Annotated in this window: 27 protein-coding genes; 13 read left to right on the plus strand and 14 right to left on the minus strand. The window is 56.3% G+C overall.

Translation table 11 applies throughout. The features are described from left to right. Positions 1-12: 12 nt before the first annotated feature. Genes ACOTYH_RS06930 through manX form a run of 3 tightly spaced genes read right to left on the minus strand, consistent with a single transcriptional unit; the run spans position 13 to position 2,687 of the window. Positions 13-864 carry a PTS mannose transporter subunit IID gene (locus ACOTYH_RS06930; RefSeq protein WP_006810994.1) on the minus strand — a complete coding sequence of 284 codons (852 nt, stop codon included), beginning with the start codon at positions 862-864 and terminating at the stop codon, positions 13-15. A 12-nt stretch (positions 865-876) separates the two neighbouring features. After that, a complete protein-coding gene (gene manY / locus ACOTYH_RS06935) occupies positions 877-1,677 on the minus strand; it encodes a PTS mannose transporter subunit IIC (RefSeq protein WP_003859914.1) in 801 nt (266 codons plus the stop codon). Between the two features lie 47 nt (positions 1,678-1,724). After that, a complete protein-coding gene (gene manX / locus ACOTYH_RS06940; RefSeq protein ID WP_017384327.1) occupies positions 1,725-2,687 on the minus strand; it encodes a PTS mannose transporter subunit IIAB in 963 nt (320 codons plus the stop codon). A 316-nt stretch (positions 2,688-3,003) separates the two neighbouring features. Between manX and ACOTYH_RS06945 the strand changes: the two genes are divergently transcribed. Both ACOTYH_RS06945 and yoaE read left to right on the plus strand, forming a co-directional pair. Continuing rightward, positions 3,004-3,162, plus strand: coding sequence for a protein YoaL (locus tag ACOTYH_RS06945; RefSeq protein WP_371286258.1), 159 nt, complete (start codon positions 3,004-3,006; stop codon positions 3,160-3,162). Beyond that, the gene (yoaE, locus tag ACOTYH_RS06950; protein WP_006810992.1) at positions 3,150-4,709 is read left to right on the plus strand and encodes a CNNM family cation transport protein YoaE; all 1,560 of its coding nucleotides are present in this window, start codon (positions 3,150-3,152) and stop codon (positions 4,707-4,709) included. Before ACOTYH_RS06945 ends, yoaE begins: the two co-directional genes overlap by 13 nt. Before the next feature lie 6 nt (positions 4,710-4,715). On the opposite strand, the gene ACOTYH_RS06955 is transcribed toward yoaE, so the two are convergent. The 4 genes from ACOTYH_RS06955 to pabB all read right to left on the minus strand — a co-directional run bounded on the left by ACOTYH_RS06955 (position 4,716) and on the right by pabB (position 9,902). After that, on the minus strand, positions 4,716-6,314 hold the full coding sequence (locus tag ACOTYH_RS06955) for an EAL domain-containing protein (RefSeq protein ID WP_047740700.1): 1,599 nt from the start codon (positions 6,312-6,314) through the stop codon (positions 4,716-4,718). A 129-nt stretch (positions 6,315-6,443) separates the two neighbouring features. Beyond that, positions 6,444-7,808: an L-serine ammonia-lyase gene (gene sdaA / locus ACOTYH_RS06960; protein ID WP_045907225.1), complete on the minus strand. Its 1,365-nt coding sequence runs from the start codon at positions 7,806-7,808 to the stop codon at positions 6,444-6,446. Between the two features lie 184 nt (positions 7,809-7,992). Next, the gene (locus ACOTYH_RS06965) at positions 7,993-8,571 is read right to left on the minus strand and encodes a CoA pyrophosphatase (protein ID WP_017384324.1); all 579 of its coding nucleotides are present in this window, start codon (positions 8,569-8,571) and stop codon (positions 7,993-7,995) included. After that, a complete protein-coding gene (pabB, locus tag ACOTYH_RS06970; protein ID WP_017384323.1) occupies positions 8,568-9,902 on the minus strand; it encodes an aminodeoxychorismate synthase component 1 in 1,335 nt (444 codons plus the stop codon). Before pabB ends, ACOTYH_RS06965 begins: the two co-directional genes overlap by 4 nt. Before the next feature lie 61 nt (positions 9,903-9,963). Between pabB and ACOTYH_RS06975 the strand changes: the two genes are divergently transcribed. Further along, positions 9,964-10,146, plus strand: coding sequence for a YoaH family protein (locus ACOTYH_RS06975; RefSeq protein WP_003859925.1), 183 nt, complete (start codon positions 9,964-9,966; stop codon positions 10,144-10,146). Between the two features lie 5 nt (positions 10,147-10,151). Here the strand turns inward: ACOTYH_RS06975 and ACOTYH_RS06980 are convergent, their stop codons facing one another. Continuing rightward, positions 10,152-10,496 (minus strand): RidA family protein, encoded by a 345-nt coding sequence (locus ACOTYH_RS06980; protein ID WP_045911200.1) that lies wholly within the window; start codon positions 10,494-10,496, stop codon positions 10,152-10,154. A gap of 133 nt (positions 10,497-10,629) precedes the next feature. Here ACOTYH_RS06980 and ACOTYH_RS06985 point away from each other — a divergent pair, with 133 nt between their 5' ends. The 5 genes from ACOTYH_RS06985 to rnd all read left to right on the plus strand — a co-directional run bounded on the left by ACOTYH_RS06985 (position 10,630) and on the right by rnd (position 17,009). Beyond that, positions 10,630-12,540 carry an ATP-dependent DNA helicase gene (locus ACOTYH_RS06985; RefSeq protein ID WP_023296793.1) on the plus strand — a complete coding sequence of 637 codons (1,911 nt, stop codon included), beginning with the start codon at positions 10,630-10,632 and terminating at the stop codon, positions 12,538-12,540. Between the two features lie 66 nt (positions 12,541-12,606). Then, entirely contained in the window at positions 12,607-13,302 is a 696-nt protein-coding gene (gene tsaB, locus ACOTYH_RS06990; protein ID WP_015570308.1) for a tRNA (adenosine(37)-N6)-threonylcarbamoyltransferase complex dimerization subunit type 1 TsaB, read from the plus strand. Positions 13,303-13,339: 37 nt separating this feature from the next. Beyond that, complete coding sequence (locus tag ACOTYH_RS06995; protein WP_015570309.1) at positions 13,340-13,921, plus strand: Slp family lipoprotein; 582 nt, start codon at positions 13,340-13,342, stop codon at positions 13,919-13,921. Positions 13,922-14,124: 203 nt separating this feature from the next. Beyond that, positions 14,125-15,810 (plus strand): long-chain-fatty-acid--CoA ligase FadD, encoded by a 1,686-nt coding sequence (gene fadD / locus ACOTYH_RS07000; RefSeq protein ID WP_017693264.1) that lies wholly within the window; start codon positions 14,125-14,127, stop codon positions 15,808-15,810. An 83-nt stretch (positions 15,811-15,893) separates the two neighbouring features. Continuing rightward, positions 15,894-17,009: a ribonuclease D gene (gene rnd, locus ACOTYH_RS07005; RefSeq protein ID WP_122959317.1), complete on the plus strand. Its 1,116-nt coding sequence runs from the start codon at positions 15,894-15,896 to the stop codon at positions 17,007-17,009. 86 nt (positions 17,010-17,095) lie between these two features. Here the strand turns inward: rnd and minE are convergent, their stop codons facing one another. The 3 genes from minE to minC are packed head-to-tail and all read right to left on the minus strand — an operon-like array spanning position 17,096 to position 18,908. Further along, positions 17,096-17,362, minus strand: coding sequence for a cell division topological specificity factor MinE (minE, locus tag ACOTYH_RS07010; RefSeq protein WP_003859937.1), 267 nt, complete (start codon positions 17,360-17,362; stop codon positions 17,096-17,098). 3 nt (positions 17,363-17,365) lie between these two features. Beyond that, complete coding sequence (gene minD, locus ACOTYH_RS07015; protein WP_003859938.1) at positions 17,366-18,178, minus strand: septum site-determining protein MinD; 813 nt, start codon at positions 18,176-18,178, stop codon at positions 17,366-17,368. 22 nt (positions 18,179-18,200) lie between these two features. Then, complete coding sequence (gene minC, locus ACOTYH_RS07020) at positions 18,201-18,908, minus strand: septum site-determining protein MinC (protein ID WP_015570311.1); 708 nt, start codon at positions 18,906-18,908, stop codon at positions 18,201-18,203. 123 nt (positions 18,909-19,031) lie between these two features. Here minC and ACOTYH_RS07025 point away from each other — a divergent pair, with 123 nt between their 5' ends. The 3 genes from ACOTYH_RS07025 to ACOTYH_RS07035 all read left to right on the plus strand — a co-directional run bounded on the left by ACOTYH_RS07025 (position 19,032) and on the right by ACOTYH_RS07035 (position 20,548). Further along, positions 19,032-19,307 (plus strand): YcgL domain-containing protein, encoded by a 276-nt coding sequence (locus ACOTYH_RS07025; RefSeq protein WP_015570312.1) that lies wholly within the window; start codon positions 19,032-19,034, stop codon positions 19,305-19,307. Between the two features lie 47 nt (positions 19,308-19,354). Further along, positions 19,355-20,014: a fumarylacetoacetate hydrolase family protein gene (locus tag ACOTYH_RS07030; protein WP_032619529.1), complete on the plus strand. Its 660-nt coding sequence runs from the start codon at positions 19,355-19,357 to the stop codon at positions 20,012-20,014. A gap of 93 nt (positions 20,015-20,107) precedes the next feature. Continuing rightward, positions 20,108-20,548, plus strand: coding sequence for a YcgN family cysteine cluster protein (locus tag ACOTYH_RS07035; protein ID WP_015570314.1), 441 nt, complete (start codon positions 20,108-20,110; stop codon positions 20,546-20,548). A gap of 99 nt (positions 20,549-20,647) precedes the next feature. Here ACOTYH_RS07035 and dsbB read toward each other — a convergent pair whose 3' ends face one another. Both dsbB and nhaB read right to left on the minus strand, forming a co-directional pair. Beyond that, complete coding sequence (gene dsbB, locus ACOTYH_RS07040) at positions 20,648-21,178, minus strand: disulfide bond formation protein DsbB (RefSeq protein ID WP_017693268.1); 531 nt, start codon at positions 21,176-21,178, stop codon at positions 20,648-20,650. A 46-nt stretch (positions 21,179-21,224) separates the two neighbouring features. Continuing rightward, complete coding sequence (gene nhaB / locus ACOTYH_RS07045) at positions 21,225-22,763, minus strand: Na(+)/H(+) antiporter NhaB (protein ID WP_045907228.1); 1,539 nt, start codon at positions 22,761-22,763, stop codon at positions 21,225-21,227. Positions 22,764-22,964: 201 nt separating this feature from the next. Here nhaB and fadR point away from each other — a divergent pair, with 201 nt between their 5' ends. Next, positions 22,965-23,684 (plus strand): fatty acid metabolism transcriptional regulator FadR, encoded by a 720-nt coding sequence (gene fadR / locus ACOTYH_RS07050; RefSeq protein ID WP_003859951.1) that lies wholly within the window; start codon positions 22,965-22,967, stop codon positions 23,682-23,684. A 109-nt stretch (positions 23,685-23,793) separates the two neighbouring features. Here the strand turns inward: fadR and ACOTYH_RS07055 are convergent, their stop codons facing one another. Further along, on the minus strand, positions 23,794-25,326 hold the full coding sequence (locus ACOTYH_RS07055; protein WP_006810976.1) for a SpoVR family protein: 1,533 nt from the start codon (positions 25,324-25,326) through the stop codon (positions 23,794-23,796). 321 nt (positions 25,327-25,647) lie between these two features. Here ACOTYH_RS07055 and ACOTYH_RS07060 point away from each other — a divergent pair, with 321 nt between their 5' ends. Further along, the gene (locus ACOTYH_RS07060; protein ID WP_015570317.1) at positions 25,648-26,946 is read left to right on the plus strand and encodes a D-amino acid dehydrogenase; all 1,299 of its coding nucleotides are present in this window, start codon (positions 25,648-25,650) and stop codon (positions 26,944-26,946) included.

Genomic DNA, 26,946 nt, shown 5'->3' on the forward strand with positions numbered 1-26,946 from the left:
TAACGCATTTTATTACAGACCCAGCAGGCCGACGGCGTAGCCCGCGATACCGATGACGAAGAAGCCAACGATGATCCACAGCGGGTTCACTTTCTTACGCAGCAGCCACATACAGGCGAAGGTTAACAGCAGCGGTACCAGGCCCGGCATCAGCTGGTCCAGAATCGTCTGCACGGTGGTAACGCGCGTCTGACCATCCTGACCAGTGATCGTCGATACCACCAGCGGGATGTTCACGTGCGTCCACTTGTTAACCAGCGCCCCCATTACAAACAGGCCGAGGATTGACGCCCCCTCAGTCAGTTTTTGCAGGAAGCCGCCGCCCATATCCTTAACGATATCCACCCCTTTACGATAACCGTACGCCACGCCGTAGTAACGGGTCAGCAGACGCACCGCGTTGAACAGGATGAAGAACAGCAGAGGACCGAGCAGGCTGCCGCTCATGGCGATCCCGGCGCCCAGCGCCGCAAAGACCGGCCGGACGGTACCCCAGAAGATCGGGTCGCCCACGCCTGCCAGCGGCCCCATCAGACCAACTTTGATACCGTTGATGGCACCATCGTCGATCTCAGCCCCGTTCGCACGCTGCTCTTCCATTGCCAGCGTCACGCCCAGAACCGGCGCCGCAACATAAGGATGGGTGTTGAAGAATTCCAGGTGACGCTTAATTGCCTGACGGCGTGCTTCGTTGTTTTCCGGATACAGGCGTTTGATGGCCGGCACCATGGAGAAGCAGAAGCCGAGCGCCTGCATACGTTCGAAGTTCCATGAACCCTGAAACAGGTTAGAACGGATGAACACGCCACGAATATCACCCGGAGTGAGTTTTTTCTCAGTGGTAGTTTTTGTCATATCAACCATTTCGCTCACCTGTTAGTCCAGTTCGTTATCGAGATCGTTGTTACCAGCAGCCTGCGCAGGGGCACCCGCGACACGGTTGTATTTCGGGCTGAGCTGGATATAAAGAATCGCCATCACCGCACCAATCACACCCAGCGCAACCAGGTTGAAGTTGGTGAACGCAGCGGTAACGAAGCCGAGGTAGAAGAATGGCATCAGGTAGCCCGCGCGCATCATGTTGATGACCATCGCATAACCGACCACCACGATCATACCCCCGGCGATATTCAGACCGCTGGTAACCACTTCAGGGATCGCATTCAGCATGCCCTGAACTTCGCTGGTACCGACAGAAATCGCCACGATAACCGCAGGGATTGCGATACGCATCGCTTGCAGGAACAGGGAAGAAACGTGGATCCAGGAGAGCGCGGTGAGGTTGCCGTTTTCGGCCGCCTTATCCGCCGCGTGCTGGAAGGCAACGGTAATAGTACGGACGATAATGGTCAGCACCTGACCCGCTGCGGCCAGCGGGATGGCCAGCGCGATACCGGCACCAATACTCTGATGACCAGCGATAACCAGAACGGTTGAAATAATGGACGCCAGCGCGGCATCTGGCGCAACTGCCGCACCGATGTTCATCCAGCCGAGGGCGATCATTTCCAAAGTACCACCGATGATGATACCGGTTTTCATGTCACCGAGAACGGCGCCAATCAACGTACAGGCCACCAGAGGGCGGTGGAACTGAAATTCATCAAGTACGGACTCCATACCCGCAATACATGCGACGATGAACACCAGCACAATCTGAAGAGTAGTAATCTCCATTGCACTTCTCCTATTACATAAGCTCTATATGAAAAACCGGCCCGGGCTTATTTCCCCACTTTGCCGATCAAATCCATCATTTTCAGTTTCTGGTCCGTGGAAACCTTACGGGCTTCCAGTTCGATACCGCGTGCATTCAGTTTGTTGAAGGCCTCGATATCTTTCGCATCCACTGAAATCGCGTTGTTGACCTGCGTTTTGCCCTGACGGAATGCCATACCGCCAATGTTAACGGAGGTGATTTTCACGCCGCCTTCAACAATGCGTTCGACGTCTGTCGGGTTGGTGAAGAGAAGCATCACGCGCTCACCCGCATATTTCGGGTTGTTGTAAACGCGGATCATTTTGGCGACATCCACGACGTGCGCGGTGACGCCCGGCGGTGCAACCTGGGTAAGAAGGGTTTTACGGACAGTGTCGGCGGCCACTTCGTCACTGACCACGATGATGCGTTGTACGTTGGTCTCTTTGGTCCAGCGTGTTGCCACCTGGCCGTGGATCAGACGGTCATCAATACGCGCAAGGCCGATAACCATGTAATCGTTCGGACCCATTGGCTTCGCCGGTGCTGCCGCCCTTGGTGCAGCAGGGGCAGGGGCCGGTTTTTCAACCGGCTGCGCTTTCAGCGCCTTCACGCCTTCGCGACCGGTTTCCACCGCCAGTGCCACCAGTTCATCAAAACCTGGGTTGTCGTCACGCGCCATGAAGGTTTCCACCAACATCGGGATATTCACCCCGGCGACGACTTCATAATGCTCTTTATCGACGACAATGCGGCTGGCAGCGTTGAACGGGCTGCCGCCCCATGTATCCACGAGAAACAGCACGCCTTTACTGGTATCCAGCTTCTCAAGCTGAGCAGTGTATTTTTCAATCAGCGTCTCGGCATTTTCACCGGGAACGAAATCGATCCAGCCGACGTTTTCCTGCTCGCCCAACAGCATTTCTGCCGTTTTGAGTAACTGCTCCGCAGCCCAACCATGTGTGCCTATGACAATAGCAATGGTCACTTGCTACCTCCTTTTATTATCATGTATACGTCTGCCAGGCAGGCGTACTGAGAATCGTATTGGCGAACCGAATCGATTCAGATAAGGGTTAGAGTTCAAAAAACTAAGACTTCCGCGAATTATTTTAGATAGTGAAAAAATAATTTATGTGATGAAGATCCGTAATTTAGCTACGCCTTACAGATTTTTCTTTAAGTTAATCCGCGTGTGTTACAGAAGTTTGCAAAGGAACGTAAATCTTTGCTAAAAACCAATTGTCTCTGATATGTTTAGCGTCCGTTTAATTATTCAGGAGTATAGGGCTACAGCCCACTATATGGACCGTCACCGACGTCAGTCATCTTCCAGGCCATTCCGCGCCTTATTCATCGGCGATCTTCGCCACGCATCGACTCTCATTCCCTTTGAAATGCCCGAAATTAGCGGGGCACCGTTTTGTCATTCCTTTAGCAGGAGCGTGTCATGGAATTCTTAATGGACCCGTCAATCTGGGTAGGCTTGCTTACGCTGGTCGTGCTGGAGATCGTTCTCGGTATTGATAACCTGGTGTTTATCGCCATCCTCGCGGATAAGCTCCCGCCGAAACAGCGTGATAAAGCCCGTCTGATCGGCCTCTCGCTGGCGCTGATCATGCGTCTGGGCTTGCTGTCTGTGATCTCGTGGATGGTTACCCTGACGAAGCCGCTGTTCACCGTCATGGATTTCACCTTCTCCGGCCGCGATTTAATCATGCTGGTGGGGGGACTGTTCCTGCTGTTCAAAGCCACAACAGAGCTGCATGAACGGCTGGAGAACCGGCAGCACGATGATGGCCACGGTAAGGGTTACGCCAGCTTCTGGGTGGTTGTTCTCCAGATTGTGGTGCTTGATGCGGTCTTCTCACTGGATGCGGTGATTACGGCGGTCGGCATGGTGAACCATCTGCCGGTGATGATGGCGGCGGTGGTGATTGCGATGGCGGTAATGCTGCTGGCGTCAAAACCGCTGACGCGTTTCGTCAACCAGCATCCGACGGTCGTTGTGCTGTGTCTGAGCTTCCTGCTGATGATTGGTCTGAGCCTGGTGGCAGAAGGGTTTGGCTTCCATATTCCGAAAGGCTACCTGTACGCCGCGATTGGCTTCTCGATTCTGATCGAGCTGTTTAACCAGATTGCGCGCCGTAACTTTATTAAGCAGCAGTCGAATCAGCCGCTGCGAGCCCGTACCGCAGATGCGATTCTGCGACTGATGGGCGGACGTCGTCAGGTCAACGTGCAGGCTGATAACGAGAACCGTAACCCGGTTCCGGTGCCGGAAGGCGCGTTTGTGGAAGAAGAACGCTACATGATCAACGGCGTGCTTTCGCTGGCTTCCCGCTCCCTGCGCGGCATTATGACGCCGCGCGGTGAGATCAGCTGGGTGGACGCCAACCTGAGCGTCGACGAAATTCGTCAGCAGCTGCTCTCCTCGCCACACAGCCTGTTCCCGGTCTGCCGGGGTGAGCTGGATGAGATTATCGGTGTGGTACGCGCGAAAGAGATGCTGGTGGCGCTGGAAGAGGGCGTTAACGTCGAGGCCGTAGCGGCCGCGTCGCCCGCCATCGTGGTACCGGAGACGCTGGATCCGATCAACCTGCTGGGCGTGTTGCGTCGTGCCCGCGGGAGCTTTGTTATCGTCACCAATGAATTTGGTGTGGTACAGGGCCTGGTGACGCCGCTGGACGTGCTGGAAGCCATTGCCGGTGAATTCCCTGATGCGGATGAAACCCCGGAAATCGTTGCCGACGGTGACGGCTGGCTGGTGAAAGGCACCACCGACCTGCACGCGCTCTCGCACACGCTGGGCGTCGAAAACGTGGTCAATGATGATGAAGACATTGCCACCGTCGCGGGGCTGGTGATTGCCGTTAACGGGCAGATCCCGCGTATTGGTGATGTGCTGGAGCTGCCGCCGCTGCAAATTACCATCGTCGAAGCCAACGACTATCGCGTTGATATGGTGCGTATTGTTAAAGAGCACTCTGCACACGACGAAGAAGAGTAACGCTATCTAGCGTAACGGCAGTAAGGGCACGATGTGTCCGTTGTGGCGGGCTGGCGGAGAGTGACTTTCCGCCAGCCATTTCGGAAACTCGCGCAGCGGCATTGGCCGCGCATACAAGTACCCCTGCAAAATATGTACGCTGTGACGGCGCAGGTAGCGTGACTGCTCCTCGGTTTCCACCCCTTCCGCAACCAGTTCAATATTCAGCCGCTGACCCAGCGCAATAATAATATCCGTTACCGTTGAGTTCACGGCGTCGGTGCCGATCGCGGTGGTGAAGGATTTATCAATTTTCAGCACATCCGGATGCAGTTTTTCTAGCCATGAAAGTGAGCTGTTGCCGGTACCAAAATCATCAATCGCAAGTTTCACCCCTTTGCGGTGCAGCTCCCGCACGATGCGGTAATCCACATCCAGCAACGCATCGCGTTCGGTTAACTCCACGATCAACTGTTGAACAGGGCTGGCGTTAAACCAGATGCGGTTGAGATCCTGGATCAGCGCAGCGCGGCGAAAATGGCTGGCGGCCACGTTAATGCCGATATGGAAATCGCGCGAGGCCGGGAAATAGCCTATCTGCCGCACCGTTTCGCTGATGACGTAGCGGGTAAGCGGAACAATCAGGTTATGTTCTTCGGCCAGAGGGATAAAGACATCGGGCGAAATCCATCCCTGACGCGGGTTGTTCCAGCGCAGGAGGATCTCGACGCCGACGCATTCCCGGGTGCGGGCATTCACCAGCGGCTGGCAGAAGAGCTCAAACTCCCTGGCCGCAATTCCCATATTGATTTCCCAGGTGAAACTGATGCGCCGCGCGGTGGCGAGCCAGGCGATATAGCCCATCAGTAAGCTGAGCATTAACGCCAGCGGCAGCTGGGTGGGCAGATTTTTTAACGCCATTTCGCCAGGCCCGGGGCCGCTCACCGTGACGCTGAAAGGGTAATGCTGTGACGATTGTTCCAGCAGGGAGGCGTTGTCATCGAAGGTCGGCGTAGTCGTCACCTGTTGCCCGTCGCGGAGGAAGTTATCTCCTACTCTCAGGACAACGTCGGTGATCTGCGGCCGCTGCGGCTCAAGAATCATTTTAGTGATGAGATCGATATTCACCACCTCCATCACCCCGTCGTTGCCGTCGCTCGCGAGGGGAGACCACTGAATCAGTACCGGGCTGCCTTTTACCAGCCACCGATCGGTCAGCAGCAACAGCCTGGATTCACTGACCGGCAGCTCCGGCACAAACTCACTGACGGGCACATTACGGCTGCCAAAGACGCTTGAGCAATACAGTATTCCGTCTTGAATGAGGGCGATGGAGCGTACGGTCTGGAGGATCGCCGCCTGTTTTCGCAGGATCAGATTTGCTTCGGAACAGGGTATGCCAACCAGTGAAAGTAGCGTTTCCCGCTGGGCCTCTAACGAAAGAAGCACCTTATCAAGCGCACGCACGGTGTGGTGGGTAAAGTCGTGGATCCGATCCTGATTTATGTTGCGCTGTGAAATAAAGCGAATACCCAGCGTCAGGACGAGCGTAACGAGCGCAACCGCGACACAGACGATAACGCGTTTTCGGCGATAGTCTTTAATGATCGTTTGTGCAGTTTGCATGAACGGTCGCCTGTTAAGCACCGGCCGGAAAAGCCAGACGCAACAGTGACAGTGTAGTGGGGAATACGTGAAGCGACGAGACGAGAGGGGAAAATTCGCCCATCCGTTGCAGATGGGCGAAAGGAAAGCTTAGTCGCACTGCACCTTAATGGCCAGACCGCCGCGCGAGGTCTCACGGTACTTCGCGTTCATGTCCTTGCCGGTTTCGTACATAGTTTCAATAACCTTATCCAGCGACACGCGTGGCTCGCTGGTACGGCGCATCGCCATACGCGAGGCGTTGATCGCTTTGACGGAGGCGATGGCGTTACGCTCAATGCACGGCACCTGCACCTGGCCGGCAACCGGGTCACAGGTCAGACCGAGGTTGTGCTCCATGCCGATTTCCGCCGCCACGCACACCTGCTCAGGGCTGGCGCCCAGCAGTTCCGCCAGACCCGCTGCTGCCATAGAGCAGGCCACGCCCACTTCACCCTGACAGCCCACTTCAGCACCAGAGATGGACGCATTCATCTTGTACAGCGTGCCGATAGCACCTGCCGCGAGGAAATAACGGATATAGATGTCCGGCGTCACGGGCTCAATAAAGTGATCGTAATAGGCCAGCACCGCCGGAACGATACCGCACGCGCCGTTGGTCGGCGCCGTCACGACGCGACCACCCGCTGCGTTCTCTTCGTTAACCGCGAGGGCAAACATGTTCACCCAGTCGACCACGTTCATTGGGTCATTGGAGAACTTGTCGGTAGTGACCAGCATGCGGCGCAGAGCAGAGGCACGACGCGGCACGCGCAGTGGCCCAGGCAGAACACCCTCGGTGTTCATCCCGCGGTCAATACAGGCGCGCATGGTTTGCCACACGTTAGCAAAATAGTCTTCGATCTCTTTCTTGCTGTGCAGCGCCAGTTCGTTCTGCATCACCATGCCTGACAGGGACAGACCGGTCTCTTTGCAGTAGCCCAGCATCTCGGTGGCCGATTTAAACGGATAGGGCACATTGACGTCGCCCGCGCTCTCTTTACCAAAGTGTTCTTCGTCAACGATAAAGCCGCCGCCGATGGAGTAGTAAGTTTTGCTGTAGATCTCTTTTTCGCCACTCCAGGCGTGGATGGTCATGCCGTTTTCATGCAGCGGCAGGTTGTCGCTACGAAAACGCATCCCGTCATCCTGCGGGAAGTCCACTTCGTGCTGGCCGTTAGCCAGCAGCAAACGACCGCGCGTTTCCACGTCGCGGATAAATGCCGGAATGGCATCAATATCAACTGTGTCCGGCATATTGCCCGCCAGACCCATAATAATGGCGATATCGGTGTGGTGGCCTTTACCCGTTAATGACAGTGAACCGTAAACGTCTACGGCGACACGGGTAACGCTTTCCAGTAATCCTTTTTCGACCAGATCATCGACGAACTGTTTACCGGCCTTCATCGGCCCTACAGTGTGGGAAGAAGATGGACCAATCCCCACTTTGAACATGTCGAATATACTAATCACTTTCACACTCCTGACAGGGTTACTGGGGTTCCAGTAACGATGTTATAACTGCGCATAGTGTAAGAGGGAACACCAACCTCGGCTTAACTATTCACATGAATTAAACTAATGGTTAACGATGGTTTTGCTAATAGCGCGACGCCGATCGCAAACCTGCCAGAAAAGGGTGGAATGTAAAGTATAGTCAAGGCTTCAGGCCGATTTGCAGGGCCAGCTCACGAATGATGCCTGCCGTCATGCCCCAGACAAAATAATGCTGATACCACGACAGCCAGACCCGATGATCGTGTCCGCGGCGGTGAATATCCAGCGGGTGATAGCGACCCAGACGAAGGGCCTCTTCCAGCGGCATTTCGAATACCGCTGAAACTTCATCGACGCTGGCGTGATACTGAAGATCGGGCGGAATAATGCCAACGACCGGCGTGACCTGAAAACCGGTTACGCTGTCCACTGGCGGCAGCACGCCGATCACCTCGACCGCCTCCGGGGGGATCGCCACTTCCTCATGCGCTTCGCGCAGTGCGGCGGCAATCAGGGATGCATCGGTGCTGTCCACCGCGCCGCCCGGGAACGCAACCTGACCGGCGTGTTTTCGCATATGCGGTGAGCGCTGGGTAAGCAACAGACCCGGCTGCTCACGACGCACGACCGGGATCAGCACCGCCGCCTGACGTTGATTCAGCGTGGCGCGGTTAACCTGGGGCCGCAGAAGCTGAAAGCGCGACAGAAAATCATCCAGCGTCAGGTTGTCTTTCTTCACCGTGAGTTCTCCAGTTGTTTCAGGATACGATTCACTTTATCAAAGGTTTCCTGATATTCCGCCTCCGCCTGGCTGTCGGCCACAATGCCACCGCCTGCGGAACAGTACAGGTTACCGTCGCAGGCCGTCAGGGTGCGAATAGTGATGCTGGTATCCATGGTGCCGCACAGACTCACATAGCCGATGCTGCCGCACCAGGCGTTGCGGCGATGCGGTTCCAGTTCGTCGATGATCTCCATCGCCCGGACCTTCGGCGCGCCGGTAATGGAGCCGCCCGGAAACGCGGCGCGGAGCAGATCGCAGGCGGTTCGCGAGGCCGGCAGACGTGCGGTGATGGTGCTGACCAGATGATGCACCGCCGGGAATGGCTCCACGACGAACAGCTCCGGCACGCGCACGCTGCCCGGCTCGGCGACGCGGCCAATATCATTGCGCATCAGATCGACAATCATCAGGTTTTCAGCGCGATCTTTCGGCGAGGCCGCCAGCGTCTCCGCCTGCTGACGGTCGGCGTCGGCATCCGCAAGGCGCGGCAGGGTGCCCTTTATCGGGCGGGTCTGAATCATACCGTCAGCCAGGTGAATAAAACGCTCAGGCGAAAGGCTGAGGATGGCGCCGTGTTCAAGGCGTAAAAATGCGCTGAACGGGGCCTTATTGCTGGCATTGAGGCGGGTAAACGCCTGCCATTCGTCTCCCTCGTATGCCGCCTGGAAACGCTGGGCGAGGTTGACCTGATAACAGTCGCCGCTGTGAAGATACGCCTGCACGCGGGAGAATTTTTCCGCGTATTCCTCCGCGCTCATGTTCGAGCGCCAGCCGGAGGTTAGCATAAAGCGTTCCGGGGCGGCGGGCCGTTGCGCCTCAAGCCAGGCCAGACGCGCCTGCACGTCCCGGTGGCTTAGCAGAGAAACCGTCTGCTTACGGTGATCCACGATCAGCGCCCAGTCATACAGCCCCACCGCCATATCCGGCAGGGAAATATCCGCCTGCGCATGCTCGGGCAGCTTTTCGAAACGGCGACCCAGATCGTAACCAAACAGGCCCAGCGCGCCCCCCTGGAAAGGCAGATCCGGATCCGGTGTGGCAGATAAGCCCAGAGCATGGATCTCGTTCTGGAGCCGCATCAGCGGATCGTCCGTTGGCGACAGCGCATCGGTCGTCAGCGTTTTAACCGGGTCGGCCACCAGAATGTCAAAGCGGCTGTAGGGATGATCCGCATGCCCGGAGTGCAGGAGCATCGCAAAAGGCAGGTGGCTCAGACGGGCAAACCAGAACTCGGCGGCGTCTGCACGCCAGGGCAAGGTCATAACAGTGGGGAAGCGCATGTTCATGTATGGCATACTACCGGGCAGCGTGAAATAATTAGCGCGAATAATTTAGCAGGAGTTAACGATGTTTGCAGGTTTACCTTCTCTCAGCCATGACCAACAGCAGAAAGCCGTTGAACGTATTCAGGAGCTGATGTCCCAGGGGATGAGCAGCGGACAGGCAATTTCCCAGGTCGCGGAAGAACTTCGCGCCACCCATACCGGCGAGCGGATCGTGGCGCGCTTTGAGGATGAAGATGAAGAATAACCGGCTTACACTGCCGCGATAATCTTGATCTCAACCTTATATTCCGGTTTCATCAGCGTGGCCTGTACGGTGCAGCGTACAGGCGCGTGACCCGCCACCACCCACGCATCCCAGGCTTTATTCATCGCCGCGAAATCGTCTTTATTCGCCAGAAAAATCGTCGCATCCAGAATGCGGGATTTGTCGCTGCCCTGTTTTTCCAGTACGGCGTCGATCTGCGCCAGGGTGTTGGCGGTCTGCTCGAAGGCGTCGGCGTGCAGATTGGCAGGGACGCCGGTGTAGTACAGCGTCTGGTTGTGGATCACCACATCAGACCAGCGGGCTTCGGCATCAATGCGCGTAATTGTCATAAACGTATCCTCGTTATCTTTCGTCGTCAGGCGGCAAGACTGCCATAATGTTCCGCCGTCGTCACTATTTGGGGTGGCACCGGAGATAAGGGGCTGACATAATCCCTGTGCAAAAATACAGTGAGAGAACACCGTGGCAGACGATTTTTCCCCAGAAGGTCAGTTAGCACAGGCTATTCCCGGCTTTAAACCGCGCGAACCCCAACGTCAGATGGCGCATGCCGTCGCGCACGCCATCGACAAGGCGCAGCCGCTGGTCGTGGAGGCCGGCACCGGTACGGGGAAAACGTATGCTTACCTCGCTCCTGCGCTGCGGGCGAAAAAAAAGGTGATCATCTCTACGGGATCAAAAGCGCTCCAGGATCAGCTCTACAGCCGCGATTTACCCACGGTGGCGAAAGCGCTGAAATACAAAGGGCGTCTGGCCTTGCTGAAAGGGCGTTCTAACTACCTGTGTCTGGAGCGTCTTGAACAGCAGGCGCTGGCGGGCGGCGACCTGCCGGTACAAACCCTGAGCGATGTGATCGTCCTGCGCGCCTGGGCCAACCAGACGGAGGAGGGGGACATCAGCACCTGCGCGAGCGTGCCGGAAGACTCCCCGGCCTGGCCGCTGGTGACCAGCACCAATGACAACTGCCTCGGCAGCGACTGCCCGCTGTATAAGGACTGTTTTGTGGTGAAAGCGCGTAAAACCGCGATGGACGCCGACGTGGTGGTGGTGAACCATCACCTGTTTCTTGCGGATATGGTGGTCAAAGACAGTGGTTTCGGCGAGCTGATCCCGGAGGCGGAGGTGATGATCTTCGATGAAGCCCATCAGCTACCGGACATCGCCAGCCAGTATTTTGGTCAGTCGCTCTCCAGCCGTCAGCTTCAGGATCTGGCGAAAGATATTACCATTGCCTATCGCACCGAACTCAAAGATACCCAGCAGTTGCAGAAGTGCGCGGACCGCCTGGCGCAATGCGCACAGGATTTCCGCTTACAACTTGGCGAGCCGGGCTATCGCGGCAACCTGCGCGAACTGCTCGCAGACAAAAATATCCAGCGCGCGCTGCTGCTGCTCGATGATGCCCTTGAACTCTGTTACGACGTGGCGAAGCTGTCCCTCGGACGTTCAGCGCTGCTGGACGCCGCCTTCGAGCGCGCCACGCTCTACCGTGGGCGGCTGAAGCGGCTGAAAGAGATCAACCAGCCGGGCTATAGCTACTGGTACGAATGTACCTCGCGCCACTTCACCCTGGCGCTCACGCCGCTGACCGTTGCTGATAAATTCAAAGAGGTGATGGCGCAAAAGCCCGGCACCTGGGTCTTTACCTCGGCCACGCTGTCGGTCAATGACGATCTGCACCACTTTACCGAGCGCCTCGGCATTGAGCAGGCGGAATCCCTGCTTCTGCCGAGCCCGTTCGACTATGAGAAACAGGCGCTGCTGTGCGTGCCGCGCAATCTGCCGCTGCCTAACCAGCCGGGCGCGGCGCGCCATCTGGCGGCCATGCTGAAGCCGATGATTGAGGCCAACAACGGGCGCTGCTTTATGCTCTGCACCTCACACGCCATGATGCGCGAACTGGCCGAGCAGTTCCGCGCCACCATGACGCTACCGGTGCTGTTGCAGGGGGAAACCAGCAAAGGCCAGCTGCTCCAGCAGTTTGTCAGCGCCGGTAATGCCCTGCTGGTGGCGACCAGCAGCTTCTGGGAAGGGGTGGACGTGCGCGGCGATACGCTCTCGCTGGTGATTATCGATAAGCTGCCGTTCACATCGCCGGACGATCCGCTCCTGAAAGCGCGCATGGAGGATTGCCGTCTGCGCGGGGGCGATCCGTTCGACGACGTCCAGCTGCCGGACGCGGTCATCACGCTTAAACAGGGGGTAGGGCGACTGATCCGCGACGTCACCGACCGCGGGGTGCTGGTGATCTGCGACAACCGCCTGGTGATGCGTCCCTACGGCGCCACCTTCCTCGCCAGCCTGCCGCCCGCGCCGCGCACGCGGGATATTAAACGCGCGGTCCGCTTCCTGGCGAACCCGACGGCGGAGTAATTCTTCCCGGAGTGTGTTAAGATGCGCGCCATTTTGTGACTGACCATTGCGAGAGCGCGACGACTGATGCGAATTCTGGCTATTGATACCGCGACAGAGGCCTGTTCCGTTGCCCTGTGGAACGACGGTACGACTTTTGCTCATTTTGAAGAGTGCCCACGGGAACACACCCAACGTATTCTGCCCCTGGTAAAAACCATTTTAACCGAGGGCAACACCGCCCTGACTGACCTCGACGCGCTGGCCTACGGCCGTGGTCCGGGCAGCTTTACGGGCGTACGTATCGGGATTGGCATTGCGCAGGGGCTGGCGCTGGGCGCTGACCTGCCGATGATCGGCGTCTCAACGCTTGCGACCATGGCTCAGGGCGCCTGGCGGATGACCGGGGCCACCCGCGTGCTGGCTGCGATTGATGCCCGCATGGGGGAAGTCTACTGGGCGGAGTACACCCGTGACGAAAACGGCGTCTGGCACGGCGAAGAGACGGAAGCGGTGCTTAAACCTGAAGCCGTCACCGGGCGCCTGAAGCAGCTCTCCGGTGAGTGGGCGACGGTCGGAACCGGCTGGCCGGCATGGCCAGAGATGGCGAAGGACACCGGCCTTACGCTGGTGGACGGTAACATGCTCCTGCCCGCCGCAGAAGATATGCTGCCGATTGCCTGTCAGCTGCTTGCCGCAGGAAAAACCGTGGCGGTTGAACATGCTGAACCGGTTTATTTACGAAACACCGTCGCGTGGAAGAAACTTCCTGGCCGCGAGTGAATCTCAGTAACAGGAACTGAGAAAAAGGAGTCGCATCATGGCGGTTCAGACTAAAGTTGTACGCTTTCTTATGGCAGGCGCGGTTGCCATAGCACTGAGCGGGTGCGTCACCGTTCCTGATGCGATCAAGGGCACCAGCCCGACGCCACAGCAGGATCTGGTACGCGTGATGAATGCCCCGGAGTTGTATGTCGGGCAGGAAGCGCGGTTTGGCGGCAAGGTGGTTGAAGTGCTAAACCAGCAGGGGAAAACCCGGCTGGAGATTGCCACTGTCCCGCTGGACGACGGCGCGCGGCCTGTTCTGGGTGAAGCCTCGCGCGGGCGGATCTACGCTGACGTCAGCGGCTTCCTCGATCCGGTAGATTTCCGCGGGCAGCTGGTAACCGTCGTCGGACCGATTACCGGTTCGGTGGCGGGGAAAATCGGCAATACGCCATACAAATTTATGACCATGCAGGTGAACGGCTACAAACGCTGGCGTATTGCCCAGCAGGTGGTGATGCCGCCACAGCCAATCGATCCGTGGATGTGGGGACCGCATCCGTATCGTTACGGCTACGGTGGCTGGGGTTGGTACAATCCAGGCCCTGCACAGGTTCAAACAATCGTAACTGAGTAACTTACTGTTATTGTTAGGAAAGAGACAGCGGCTCAGCCGCTGTCTCTGTTTTTTTACGGATAAAACGAAAAAAAAGAGTGACGCGCTTCGCAACCTGCAATCTGAACAATTAATAAACTGGTACGCTGAGTTAATATAATGTTAACAAACTGTTTATTATCGGGGCTGTGATGACGACGAACACTCATTTCAGAGGTGATGCATTGAAAAAGGTTTGGCTTAACCGTTATCCCGCGGATGTCCCTGCGGAGATCAATCCTGACCGTTATCAATCCCTGATTGAATTATTTGAACACTCGGTACGGCGTTACGCTGACCAGCCTGCATTTGTGAATATGGGCGAAGTGATGACCTTCCGTAAGCTGGAAGAGCGCAGCCGGGCGTTTGCAGCCTATTTACAGGAAGGGTTGGGCTTGCAGAAAGGGGATCGCGTCGCGCTGATGATGCCAAACCTGCTGCAATACCCGGTGGCGCTGTTCGGGATCCTCAGGGCAGGGATGATCGTGGTTAACGTTAACCCGCTCTATACCCCGCGCGAGCTAGAACATCAGTTGAATGACAGCGGCGCGGCGGCGATTGTGATTGTCTCCAACTTTGCCCACACGCTGGAAAAAGTCGTTGAAAGAACCCAGGTTAAACACGTCATCCTGACGCGCATGGGCGACCAGCTCTCTACCGCGAAGGGTACGCTGGTCAACTTTGTCGTTAAATACGTTAAGCGGCTGGTGCCGAAATACCACCTGCCGGATGCCATCTCTTTCCGCCGCGCCCTGCATGCGGGCTACCGGATGCAGTACGTGAAGCCGGAGATCGTGTCTGAGGATCTGGCATTTCTGCAATACACGGGCGGTACCACCGGCGTGGCGAAAGGGGCGATGCTGACCCACCGAAATATGCTGGCGAACCTTGAGCAGGTTAATGCCACCTACGGGCCGCTGCTGCACCCGGGCAAGGAGCTGGTGATCACCGCGCTTCCGCTGTATCACATTTTTGCGCTGACCATGAACTGCCTGCTGTTTATTGAGCTTGGCGGTCAAAACGTACTGATCACCAACCCGCGCGACATTCCGGGGCTGGTCAAAGAGCTGGCGAAATACCCGTTCACCGCCATGACCGGCGTGAACACCCTGTTTAACGCGCTGCTTAACAATAAAGAGTTCCAGCAGCTCGATTTCTCCACGCTGCACCTCTCTGCCGGTGGCGGGATGCCGGTTCAGCAGGCGGTTGCCGAGCGCTGGGTGAAACTCACCGGGCAATATCTGCTGGAAGGCTATGGCCTGACGGAGTGCGCCCCGCTGGTCAGCGTTAACCCGCATGATATCGACTATCACAGCGGCAGTATCGGTCTGCCGGTCCCGTCGACGGAAGCAAAACTGGTGGATGATGAGGATAACGAAGTGCCTCACGGTGAGCCAGGAGAGCTGTGCGTCAGAGGGCCGCAGGTGATGCTGGGCTACTGGCAACGTCCGGATGCCACGGATGAGATCATCAAAGACGGCTGGCTGCACACGGGCGACATCGCGGTGATGGATGACGAAGGCTTCCTGCGCATCGTCGATCGCAAGAAAGATATGATCCTGGTGTCAGGGTTCAACGTCTATCCGAACGAAATCGAAGACGTGGTGATGCAGCACAGCGGCGTGCTGGAAGTGGCGGCGGTGGGCGTTCCCTCCGGCAGCAGCGGTGAAGCGGTGAAGATATTTGTGGTCAAGAAAGATCCTTCTCTGACCGAGGATGCGCTGATAACGTTTTGTCGCCGTCAGCTGACGGGCTATAAAGTGCCGAAGCTAGTGGAATTCCGGGATGAGCTGCCGAAATCCAACGTCGGGAAGATATTACGACGAGAATTACGTGACGAAGCCCGTGCCAAAGTGGACAATAAGGCCTGAGCTTCACGTTAATCGCCCAGACGCCGGTTAATCCGGCGTTTTTTATGGGCGCAAACAAAAGAGAGTCCGATTTGAATTACCAGATGATCACTACCAACGACGAGCTGGCTTCGCTGTGCGAGGTGACGCGTGAATTTCCCGCTATTGCCCTGGATACGGAATTTGTCCGCACCCGAACGTACTATCCGCAGCTGGGTCTGATTCAGATGTATGACGGCAAACACGTGTCGTTGATTGACCCCCTCGGCATTACCGACTGGGCACCAATGCGCGAGCTGTTGCTGGATACCGCCGTGACCAAATATCTGCACGCGGGCAGTGAAGATCTGGAAGTCTTTCTCAACACCTTTGGCATCATGCCGCAGCCGCTGATTGATACCCAGATCCTCGCGGCGTTCAGCGGTCGTCCGCTCTCCTGGGGTTTTGCGGCGATGGTGGAAGAGTACACCGGTCTGACGCTGGATAAGAGCGAATCGCGTACCGACTGGCTCGCGCGTCCGCTGACGGCGCGTCAGCTTGAATACGCCGCGGCAGACGTCTTTTATCTTCTTCCAATTGCCGGCCAGCTCATGAAAGAGGCTGAGGCGTCCGGTTGGCTGTCTGCCGCACTGGACGAGTGCCGCATGACGCAGCAGCGTCGCCAGGAAGTGGTTGATCCGAAAGAAGCCTGGCGTGACATCACCAACGCCTGGCAGCTGCGCACCCGTCAACTGGCCTGTCTGCAATTGCTGGCTGACTGGCGTCTGCGTAAAGCGCGTGAGCGCGATCTGGCGGTTAACTTCGTGGTGCGTGAAGAACACCTGTGGGCGGTGGCGCGCTATATGCCGGGTAGCCTTGGTGAGCTGGACAGCATTGGCCTTTCCGGAAGTGAGATCCGTTTCCACGGTAAAACGCTGCTCGCGCTGGTAGAGAAAGCTCAGCAGCTGCCGGAGGACGCATTGCCAGAACCGCTGCTTAACCTGATGGATATGCCGGGCTACCGCAAGGCGTTCAAAGATATCAAAGCGCTGGTGCAGACGGTGGCGGGGGAAAGCAAACTGAGTGCCGAACTGCTGGCTTCACGTCGTCAGATTAACCAGCTGCTGAACTGGCACTGGAAGTTGAAACCGCAAAATGGTTTACCGGAACTGGTCGCCGGATGGCGGGGGGAACTGATGGCCGAACGCCTGAATACCCTGCTGGAAGGGTATCCGCGCTAAAGAATTGTAGCCCCGGTAAGCGCAGCGCCACCGGGGAAATTGCCGGGCGGCGCGATGCTTACCCGGCCTACAAAACCACAAACGGATTAACGCGACTCTTCCGCTTCCGGAAGCGTCACGTTCAGCTCCAGAATCGAAATATCCCCGTCTTTTTGCTCCAGCTGAACGGTGACCATTTCCGGGTCAATCTGCACGTATTTGCAGATCACTTCCAGAATGTCTTTGCGCAACTGCGGCAGGTAGTGCGGTTCGGCGTCGCTACGACGACGTTCCGCCACAATGATTTGCAGACGTTCTTTTGCGATGTTGGCGGTGCTTTTTTTCCGCGAGAGAAAAAAGTCCAGTAATGCCATAACTTATCCTCCGAACAGGCGTTTGAGGAAACCTTTCTTCTCTTCTTCAATGAAGCGGAAAGGACGTTCTTCTCCCAGCAGACGGTCAACGGTATCCGCATACGCTTTACCTGCGTCTGCCTGTGTATCCAGGATCACGGGCTCGCCCTGGTTAGAGGCGCGCAACACGGACTGATCTTCCGGGATCACGCCAACCAGTTTGATGCGCAGGATCTCCAGCACGTCTTCCATGCTCAGCATGTCACCTTTGTTCACCCGGCCCGGGTTGTAGCGGGTCAGCAGCAGGTGCTCTTTGATTGGCTCCTGGCCATTTTCCGCGCGACGGGATTTCGAGGCCAGAATGCCGAGAATACGGTCGGAGTCACGTACTGACGAGACTTCCGGGTTGGTGGTGATGATGGCTTCATCCGCGAAGTAGAGCGCCATCAAAGCCCCTGTTTCGATACCGGCCGGGGAGTCGCAGACCACGAAGTCGAACTCCATCTTTTTCAGATCGTCGAGCACCTTTTCCACGCCTTCGCGGGTCAGGGCGTCTTTATCACGGGTCTGGGACGCCGGAAGAATGTAGAGGTTCTCGGTACGCTTATCTTTAATCAGCGCCTGGTTAAGGGTGGCATCGCCCTGAATGACGTTCACGAAGTCATACACCACGCGACGCTCGCAACCCATGATCAGGTCCAGGTTACGCAGACCGATATCGAAGTCGATTACGACGGTTTTCTTTCCCTTCTGGGCCAAACCAGTAGCGATGGCCGCGCTGGAGGTGGTCTTGCCAACGCCTCCTTTACCCGAAGTCACAACAATAATGCGTGCCATAGAAATTCCTTGTTAAAAGGGATCAATTTAACGGTTGAACGGTCAAAGCGTTATCTGCCAGTTGCAGACGGGCCGCTTTGCCATAAAATTCGGCTGGGATTTTATCGCTCAGCCAATATTCACCTGCGATAGACACCAGTTCTGCCGTCAGGTGAGTACAAAAAATTTGTGCTTCTCGATCGCCGCTGGCGCCCGCAAGCGCACGCCCACGCATCATACCGTAAACGTGAATATTGCCATCTGCAATCAGTTCTGCGCCCGCACTGACGTGGCTTGTAACAATCAGATCACAGTTTGGCGCATAAATGCGCTGACCGGAACGAACCGGCAGATCAATCAATCGCGTTTTTGTGACTGGGGCTACATTTTGCGCCGGAGGCGGGGGAGCGGGAACGGTTGCAGGCGTTGCACGCGGGGCTTTTTCTTTGCCCTCGTTTAACAAGGGCAAACCCGCGCGTTCAATTTCGGCTTTTAACTCTGCGTCTTTGCAGCCGCTAATACCCACGATGCGCAACCCCGTGGAGACGACGGCCTGCTGGAGTCGCTTCCAGTTAACCGGCCCCTCAAGGTCGCTTACATTGACGACGACAGGAGCATGCTTAAGAAAAGCGGGAGCCTGCGCGATTTTGTCTTCTAACGCCTGACGAATAACCTCGGGTTTTGCATCATGCAAATGAACCACTGATAAGGTGAAGCTACTGCCTTTAAGCTCGATGGGCGTATTTGACATCCTGGCCTTACTCAATTTGCTATTAACCGCAACACACCGCCGCGATATTCCGAAGAGTATCAGGCATGTTATAGTCAGGAGTATATTGAGGCAAGCAACCACCCGTTAATTCAGAGTAAAAACATGTTTTGTGTGATCTACAGAAGTACCAGCCGCGACCAGACCTACCTTTATGTCGAAAAGAAAGACGATTTTTCCCGCGTGCCTGAAGAATTAATGAAAAGCTTTGGCCGACCGCAGCTGGCGATGCTGCTGCCGCTGGACGGCCGTAAGAAGCTGGTGAACGCCGATCTTGAGAAAGTCAAAAAGGCGTTAATCGAGCAGGGCTATTATTTACAGCTTCCGCCGCCACCAGAGAATTTATTAAAACAGCACCTTGAGCTGAGCGGAAAGAAATAAGCCCGGGTCCTTCCGGGAACAACTCATCAACCGATTAGGGGTCGACCATGTATCAACATCATAACTGGCAAGGTGCATTACTGGATTATCCCGTCAGCAAAGTGGTCTGCGTGGGCAGCAACTATGCAAAACATATTCAGGAGATGGGCAGCGCCGTGCCGGAAGAGCCGGTTCTGTTTATTAAGCCAGAAACCGCACTGTGCGATATTCGCCAGCCGCTGGTTCTGCCGCAGGGACTGGGCTCGGTGCATCATGAAGTGGAGCTGGCGGTGCTGATCGGCGCGACGCTGCGCCAGGCAACTGAAGAGCATGTAGAGAAGGCGATTGCGGGTTACGGTGTCGCGCTCGACCTGACGCTGCGTGACGTCCAGGGCAAAATGAAGAAAGCGGGGCAGCCGTGGGAAAAAGCCAAGGGTTTTGATAATTCATGCCCGATTTCCGGTTTCGTTCCGGTGAGTGAATTTACCGACGATCCGCAGAACACGCCGCTCAGCCTGAAGGTCAACGGCGAGATCCGCCAGCAGGGAACAACCGCTGACATGATCCATAAGATCGTTCCGCTGATTGCCTACATGAGCCGCTTCTTCACCCTGAAACCTGGCGACGTGATCCTCACCGGCACTCCGGAAGGTGTGGGGCCGCTGCTTAGCGGCGACGAACTGGACGTCAGTTTTAACGGCCTGTCGCTGAAAACCCGCGTGCTGTAAAAGCACCTTGCCGCCTGAAAAGGGCGGCAAAACTTGCATCAACGTGCCAGACTCGTTATAAGGTGCGCTCTATTTTGACGTATGGACATCCCGATGAACGACATTCCTTTCTGGCAAAGCAAAACTCTCGACGACATGACCGACGCGGAGTGGGAATCGTTGTGTGACGGCTGTGGGCAGTGCTGCCTGCATAAGCTGATGGATGAAGATTCGGACGAGATCTATTTCACCAACGTAGCCTGCAAGCAGTTAAACATCAAAACCTGCCAGTGCCGCAACTATGAGCGCCGTTTCGAATATGAGCCGGACTGCATCAAGTTAACCCGTGAAAATCTGCCGACCTTTGAGTGGCTGCCGCATACCTGCGCGTATCGCCTGCTGGCGGAAGGAAAGGATCTGCCCACATGGCATCCGCTGTTGACGGGGTCGAAAGCGGCGATGCACGGTGAACGTATTTCCGTGCGCCACATTGCGGTGAAAGAGTCCGAGGTGCGCGACTGGGAAGACCACATTATGAATCACCCTAATCGGTGACAATAAAAAACCCGCCTCGGCGGGTTTTTTATTGTGCGCAATTTTGTCGGGTGGCGCTGCGCTTACCCGACCAACAAAACTGACGTTGCCGTTTTGCTTTTACCTTCCAAAAAGATCGCGTTTCTTTGGTTTGAACGGCTGGGCAATCAGCACCAGCAGTGCCACCACAAAGTAGGCGACAAAAATGCCCACCAGCCACTGCGGCATCTCCAGCGTCAGGAACTCCCACTGGCGTACAGAGCAGTCACCGGAGGCCACAAACACCTGCGGCAGCCATTTATCCAGCGGCAGCCAGCTCGGGAAGCGGGCGGCAAAATCACAGGTCATAAACGGCGACGGGTGAAGCTGCATCTGGGTGTGCTCCCAGGCAAGCGCAATCCCTTTCCCGGCGCTGTATAGCCAGATGGCAATTGCCGCATAGCGTAACGGTGATTTGGGTGCAATCGCACCTACCAGACCCGCGCCCATAATGCCGAACAGCGCACAACGCTCATAAATACACAGTACGCAAGGTTTCAGCCCCATCACATGCTGAAACCACAGCGCGACCATTTCCAGCGCAAAGGCGGTCAGGGCCATCAACAACCACGCTCCGCGACCGCGTGAGCACTGGTTCAAAAATCGCAACATAATCATTTCCCTGGAACATGCTTAGACAGCGCAGTGTAAACGAATTTTAATGCGCCGCAAGTATACCTGCTTGCAATAACCATTGCGTACAGGGAACGAGAGTAATTTTGATGCACAGCAAACCAACCAGGGTAAGCACCAGCGTATACGGCAGCGCCATCCAGACCATTCTTCCATAAGAAAGTCGTATGAGTGGTGCCAGCGCCGAGGTCAGCAGGAAGAGGAATGCCGCCTGACCGTTCGGGGTTGCCACGGAGGGGAGGTTGGTTCCGGTGTTGATCGCCACCGCCAGCAGCTCGAACTGTTCACTGCTGACAATCCCTTGCTCCATCGCGGCTTTGGCCTCATTGATGTATACCGTCCCGACAAAGACGTTATCGGATATAGAGGACAACAGACCGTTAAACAAATAGAACAGCGTTAGCTGCGAATCTGGCGTAGCCTGAAGCACAAACGCGATGATCGGCGCGAACAGATGTTGGTCAATAATCACCGCCACGACCGCGAAAAACACCGCCAGCAGGGCGGTAAACGGCAGCGCTTCGGTAAAGGCTTTTCCGATAGCATGTTCGTCCGTAACGCCGCCCAGGCTGGTTGCAAGGATAATTACCGACAGGCCAATCAGCCCCACCTCGGCAAGGTGGAAGGCCAGCGCAGCGATAAGCCACACGCCGATGAAACCCTGTGCAATCAGGCGCAGCGTCTCCTGGCGCGTGCGTTGTTTGCGGCTCTGCTCGTCAAACTTATGCAGCTCCTGGCGGACCTGATCGGGCAACTTAGCGCCATACCCAAAGAGGTTGAATTTTTCGACCAGCACACAGGTTGCTAACCCGCAGACCAGCACGGGCACGCTGACGGGCGCCATGCGCAGGAAAAATTCGCCAAAATGCCACTCAGCCGCTTTGGCGATAATCAGGTTTTGCGGCTCCCCGACCATGGTCATCACGCCGCCCAGCGCCGTCCCCACGCCCGCATGCATCATCAGGCTGCGCAGAAACGCGCGGAACTGTTCCAGCACATCGCGGTTGTGCGCCTCAACGTGACTGTCGTCCTGCAAGTTATCGCCAGGACGAGACGAGGCCACCCGGTGGTAAATCCCGTAAAAGCCCACGGCGACGCTGATCACCACCGCCACGACCGTCAGCGCATCCAGGAAGGCAGAGAGGAAGGCCGCGGCGAGGCAAAACGCCAGCGAGAGCAGCGTTTTCGACGGAATGCTCAGCAGCAAACGGGTGAAGATAAACAGCAGAAGCTGCTTCATAAAGTAGATCCCCGCCACCATGAAGATCAGCAGCAGCAGAACTTCAAGATTCGACGCAATCTCGTTTTTAACATGCTCCGCGCTGGTCATTCCGATGACCACGGCTTCCAGCGCCAGCAGCCCGCCGGGCAACAGCGGATAGCACTTCAGCGCCATCGCCAGGGTAAAGATAAACTCGGCGACCAACATCCACCCGGCAACGAAGGGATCCAGCAAAAAGATAACGGGATTAACGACCAGGAATATCAGTAAAGTGAGTTTGTACCAGTCAGGTGACTGGCCTAAAAAGTTGCGCCACAGCGCGCGCCCAAATGAAATTTCCACGACAGACGTCCTTTCCCCGTCAAATAAGACAAGACATCAGTATACGCAAAAATGGCGGCAGAGCGGGGGATTAAGCCATTTGTAAATTTCATAAAAATGAAACGGCGATCCCTCTTTTCTGTCTCTGCTGCGCTATCTGCCTCTGCGCGCCTCTGGTATGATGAGTGCAATTTGCTAAAGCTGTGTAATGGAAATCTCACTATGGTCATTAAGGCGCAGAGCCCGGCGGGTTTCGCGGAAGAGTACATCATTGAAAGCATCTGGAATAATCGTTTCCCTGCGGGATCAATTCTACCTGCTGAACGCGAACTCTCTGAACTGATTGGCGTCACCCGTACCACGCTGCGAGAAGTGCTCCAGCGTCTGGCGCGCGATGGCTGGTTGACGATACAGCATGGCAAACCCACTAAGGTGAACAACTTCTGGGAAACGTCCGGGCTGAACATTCTGGAAACGCTGGCGCGTCTCGACCACGAAAGCGTACCGCAGCTGATTGATAATCTGCTTTCCGTGCGCACCAACATCGCCACCATTTTCATCCGCACCGCGTTTCGTCAGCATCCTGAAGATGCGCTGAAAGTGCTTGCCACCGCTAATGAGGTGGAAGACCACGCGGATGCCTTTGCGACCCTGGATTACAATGTGTTCCGCGGTCTGGCGTTTGCTTCAGGCAATCCGGTTTACGGTCTGATCCTGAATGGAATGAAAGGGTTATATACGCGCATTGGTCGTCACTACTTTGCTAACCCTGAAGCCCGCAGCCTGGCGCTCGGCTTCTACCATAAACTGAGCAAACTCTGCACCGAAGGGCTGCACGATCAGGTCTATGAAACGGTGCGTCGTTACGGCCACGACTCCGGTGAAATCTGGCACCGGATGCAGAAAACGCTGCCGGGTGATTTAGCGATTCAGGGCCGGTAAAAGAAAAAACCTCTCGATTGAGAGGTTTTTTTTCGCCCGGTGGCGCTTCGCTTACCGGGCCTACAAAACCCGTAGGCCGGGTAAGGCGTAGCCGCCACCCGGCAACAAACTACAGCGTATTCATCCGCGCCGGACACCGCTCCAGCAGCTCCACGCTCCCATCTTCGTTCTGCTGCTCCAGCAACACGTCAAATCCCCACAGGCGATGCACATGCTTCAGCACTTCCTTACGCCCCTTATCCAGCGGCGCGCGGTTGTGCGGAATATAGCGCAACGTCAGGGAGCGGTCGCCGCGCAGATCCACGTTCCAGACCTGAATGTTCGGTTCAAGATTACTCAGGTTGTACTGGGATGACAGGCGCGAGCGGATCTCGCGATAGCCCTCTTCGTTGTGGATCGCGGAGATCTCCAGGTAGTTGTTGCGGTCATCATCCAGTACGGTGAAGAAGCGGAAATCACGCATGATCTTCGGCGACATGAACTGGCTGATAAAGCTCTCATCCTTAAAATCACGCATCGCGAAGTGCAGCGTTTCCAGCCAGTCGGAACCGGCAATATCCGGGAACCAGTATTTGTCCTCTTCGGTGGGCGACTGACAAATACGCTTGATATCCTGGAACATGGCAAAGCCGAGCGCGTACGGGTTAATGCCGCTGTACCACGGGCTGTTATATGCCGGCTGGAATACCACGTTGGTGTGGCTGTGCAGAAACTCCATCATAAACCGCTCGGTGACTTTTCCTTCGTCGTACAGATGGTTAAGAATGGTGTAGTGCCAGAAGGTCGCCCAGCCTTCGTTCATCACCTGGGTCTGCTTCTGCGGATAGAAATACTGGCTCACCTTGCGCACGATGCGCAGGATCTCACGCTGCCACGGCTCCAGCAGTGGGGCGTTTTTCTCCATAAAGTAGAGCAGGTTTTCCTGCGGCTCGGAAGGGTAGCGACGCGCCTCGGCGACGGTTTTCTCCTCTTCACGTTTCGGCAGGGTGCGCCACAGCATATTCACCTGGCTTTGCAGATACTCCTCTCGGCTCTTCTGCCGGGCTTTCTCTTCCTGCAATGAGATCTTCTGCGGACGCTTATAGCGGTCAACGCCGTAGTTCATCAGCGCGTGGCAGGAGTCCAGCAGCTTCTCCACCTCGTCCACGCCGTAGCGCTCTTCGCAGTCGGTAATGTATTTGCGGGCGAAGATCAGGTAATCGACGATGGAGCTGGCGTCCGTCCAGCTGCGGAACAGATAGTTATTTTTGAAGAACGAGTTATGTCCATAGCAGGCGTGCGCCATCACCAGCGCCTGCATGGTAATGGTGTTCTCTTCCATCAGATAGGCAATACACGGGTTAGAGTTAATGACGATTTCATACGCCAGTCCCTGCTGCCCGTGCTTATACAGCCGCTCTGTCTCAATGAATTTTTTGCCAAACGACCAGTGCGGATAGTTAATTGGCATCCCGACGCTGGAGTAAGCGTCCATCATCTGTTCCGAGGTGATGACTTCAATCTGATGGGGATAGGTATCCAGACGATAGAGTTTGGCCACCCGGTCGATCTCCGCCAGGTAGACATCCAGCAACTCGAAGGTCCAGTCGGGTCCATCGCTCAGACGGGTGCTGTCCCTGGACATGGAATCTAGTGTAGCCATTAGCGCGCCCTCGTTGTTGGTCGCTCTCTCTGACTGGAGAGCCTCCTTTCAAGCATAGATCACCCCATTCAAATACGCGGGGCGCAGAAATTTTTTCTTTGCGATTTCGCGTTTTCGATACGGCAAATAAAGCGGTGCTCACAGAATTTTCTACTGGTTAAAAATAACGCGCAGCAGGAGATCCCAAATAAGCGCCATCCCCTGATACAGCGGGATATGTGAGTTGAGTCACCATAAAAAAGTCATATGTTGAATAATATTTTCAACTAGGTTATCAATCTGTAATTAGATGATTGTTCTTTTGCTCATAATGGAGTGGCTATGCGTGTTGTCATACTGGGAAGTGGTGTCGTTGGCGTAACCAGCGCCTGGTATTTAAGTCAGGCGGGACATGAGGTTACCGTTATCGATCGCGAATCCGGTCCGGCGCTGGAAACCAGTGCGGCGAATGCGGGGCAAATCTCTCCGGGCTACGCTGCGCCGTGGGCGGCCCCGGGCGTTCCGCTGAAGGCGATCAAATGGATGTTTCAGCGACATGCGCCCCTGGCGATCAGCCTTGACGGCACGCAGTTCCAGCTTAAATGGATGTGGCAGATGCTGCGCAACTGCGACACCCGCCACTATATGGAAAACAAGGGGCGTATGGTGCGGCTGGCGGAATACAGCCGCGACTGCCTGAAGGCGCTGCGTGCCTCAACGGGCATTGAATATGAAGGGCGTCAGGGCGGCACACTTCAGCTGTTCCGTACCGCGCAACAGTACGAAAACGCGACCCGCGATATCGCCGTGCTTGAAGATGCGGGCGTACCGTATCAGCTGCTGGAAGCCAGCCAGCTGGCGCAGGTGGAGCCAGCGCTTGCCGAGGTCGCGCACAAGCTGACGGGCGGTCTGCGTTTACCGAACGATGAAACCGGCGACTGCCAGCTATTCACCCAGCGTCTGGCGCGCATGTGTGAGCAGGCCGGGGTGAAATTCCGCTTCAATACTTCTGTCGACAAACTGCTGTCGGAAGGGGAGAAGATTTACGGCGTGAAGTGTGGGGAAGAGGTAATTAAAGCCGATGCCTACGTGATGGCGTTTGGCTCCTACTCAACCGCGATGCTGAAAGGCATCCTGGATATCCCGGTCTATCCGCTGAAAGGCTACTCCCTGACCATCCCGGTGAAAGAGGACAGCGGCGCGCCGGTCTCGACCATTCTTGATGAAACCTACAAAATCGCCATCACCCGCTTCGATAACCGGATCCGCGTCGGCGGCATGGCGGAAATCGTGGGCTTCAATACCGAGCTGCTCAAACCGCGTCGTGAAACGCTGGAGATGGTCGTGGGCGATCTCTTCCCGCGCGGCGGCTTCATTGAGCAGGCAACGTTCTGGACCGGCCTGCGCCCAATGACCCCGGACGGCACGCCGATTGTGGGCCGTACACCATACAAAAATCTGTGGACCAACACCGGCCACGGCACGCTTGGCTGGACCATGGCCTGCGGTTCGGGCCAACTGCTGAGCGACCTGATCTCCGGAAGGACGCCGGCAATTCCGTTTGACGATTTGAGCGCCGCACGCTATCAATCAGGGTTTACCCCATCGCGTCCACAACACCTGCACGGCGCGCATAATTAA

Source organism: Enterobacter cloacae complex sp. SHL001 (genome assembly GCF_049236825.1).
Taxonomy (GTDB): domain Bacteria; phylum Pseudomonadota; class Gammaproteobacteria; order Enterobacterales; family Enterobacteriaceae; genus Enterobacter; species Enterobacter hormaechei_C.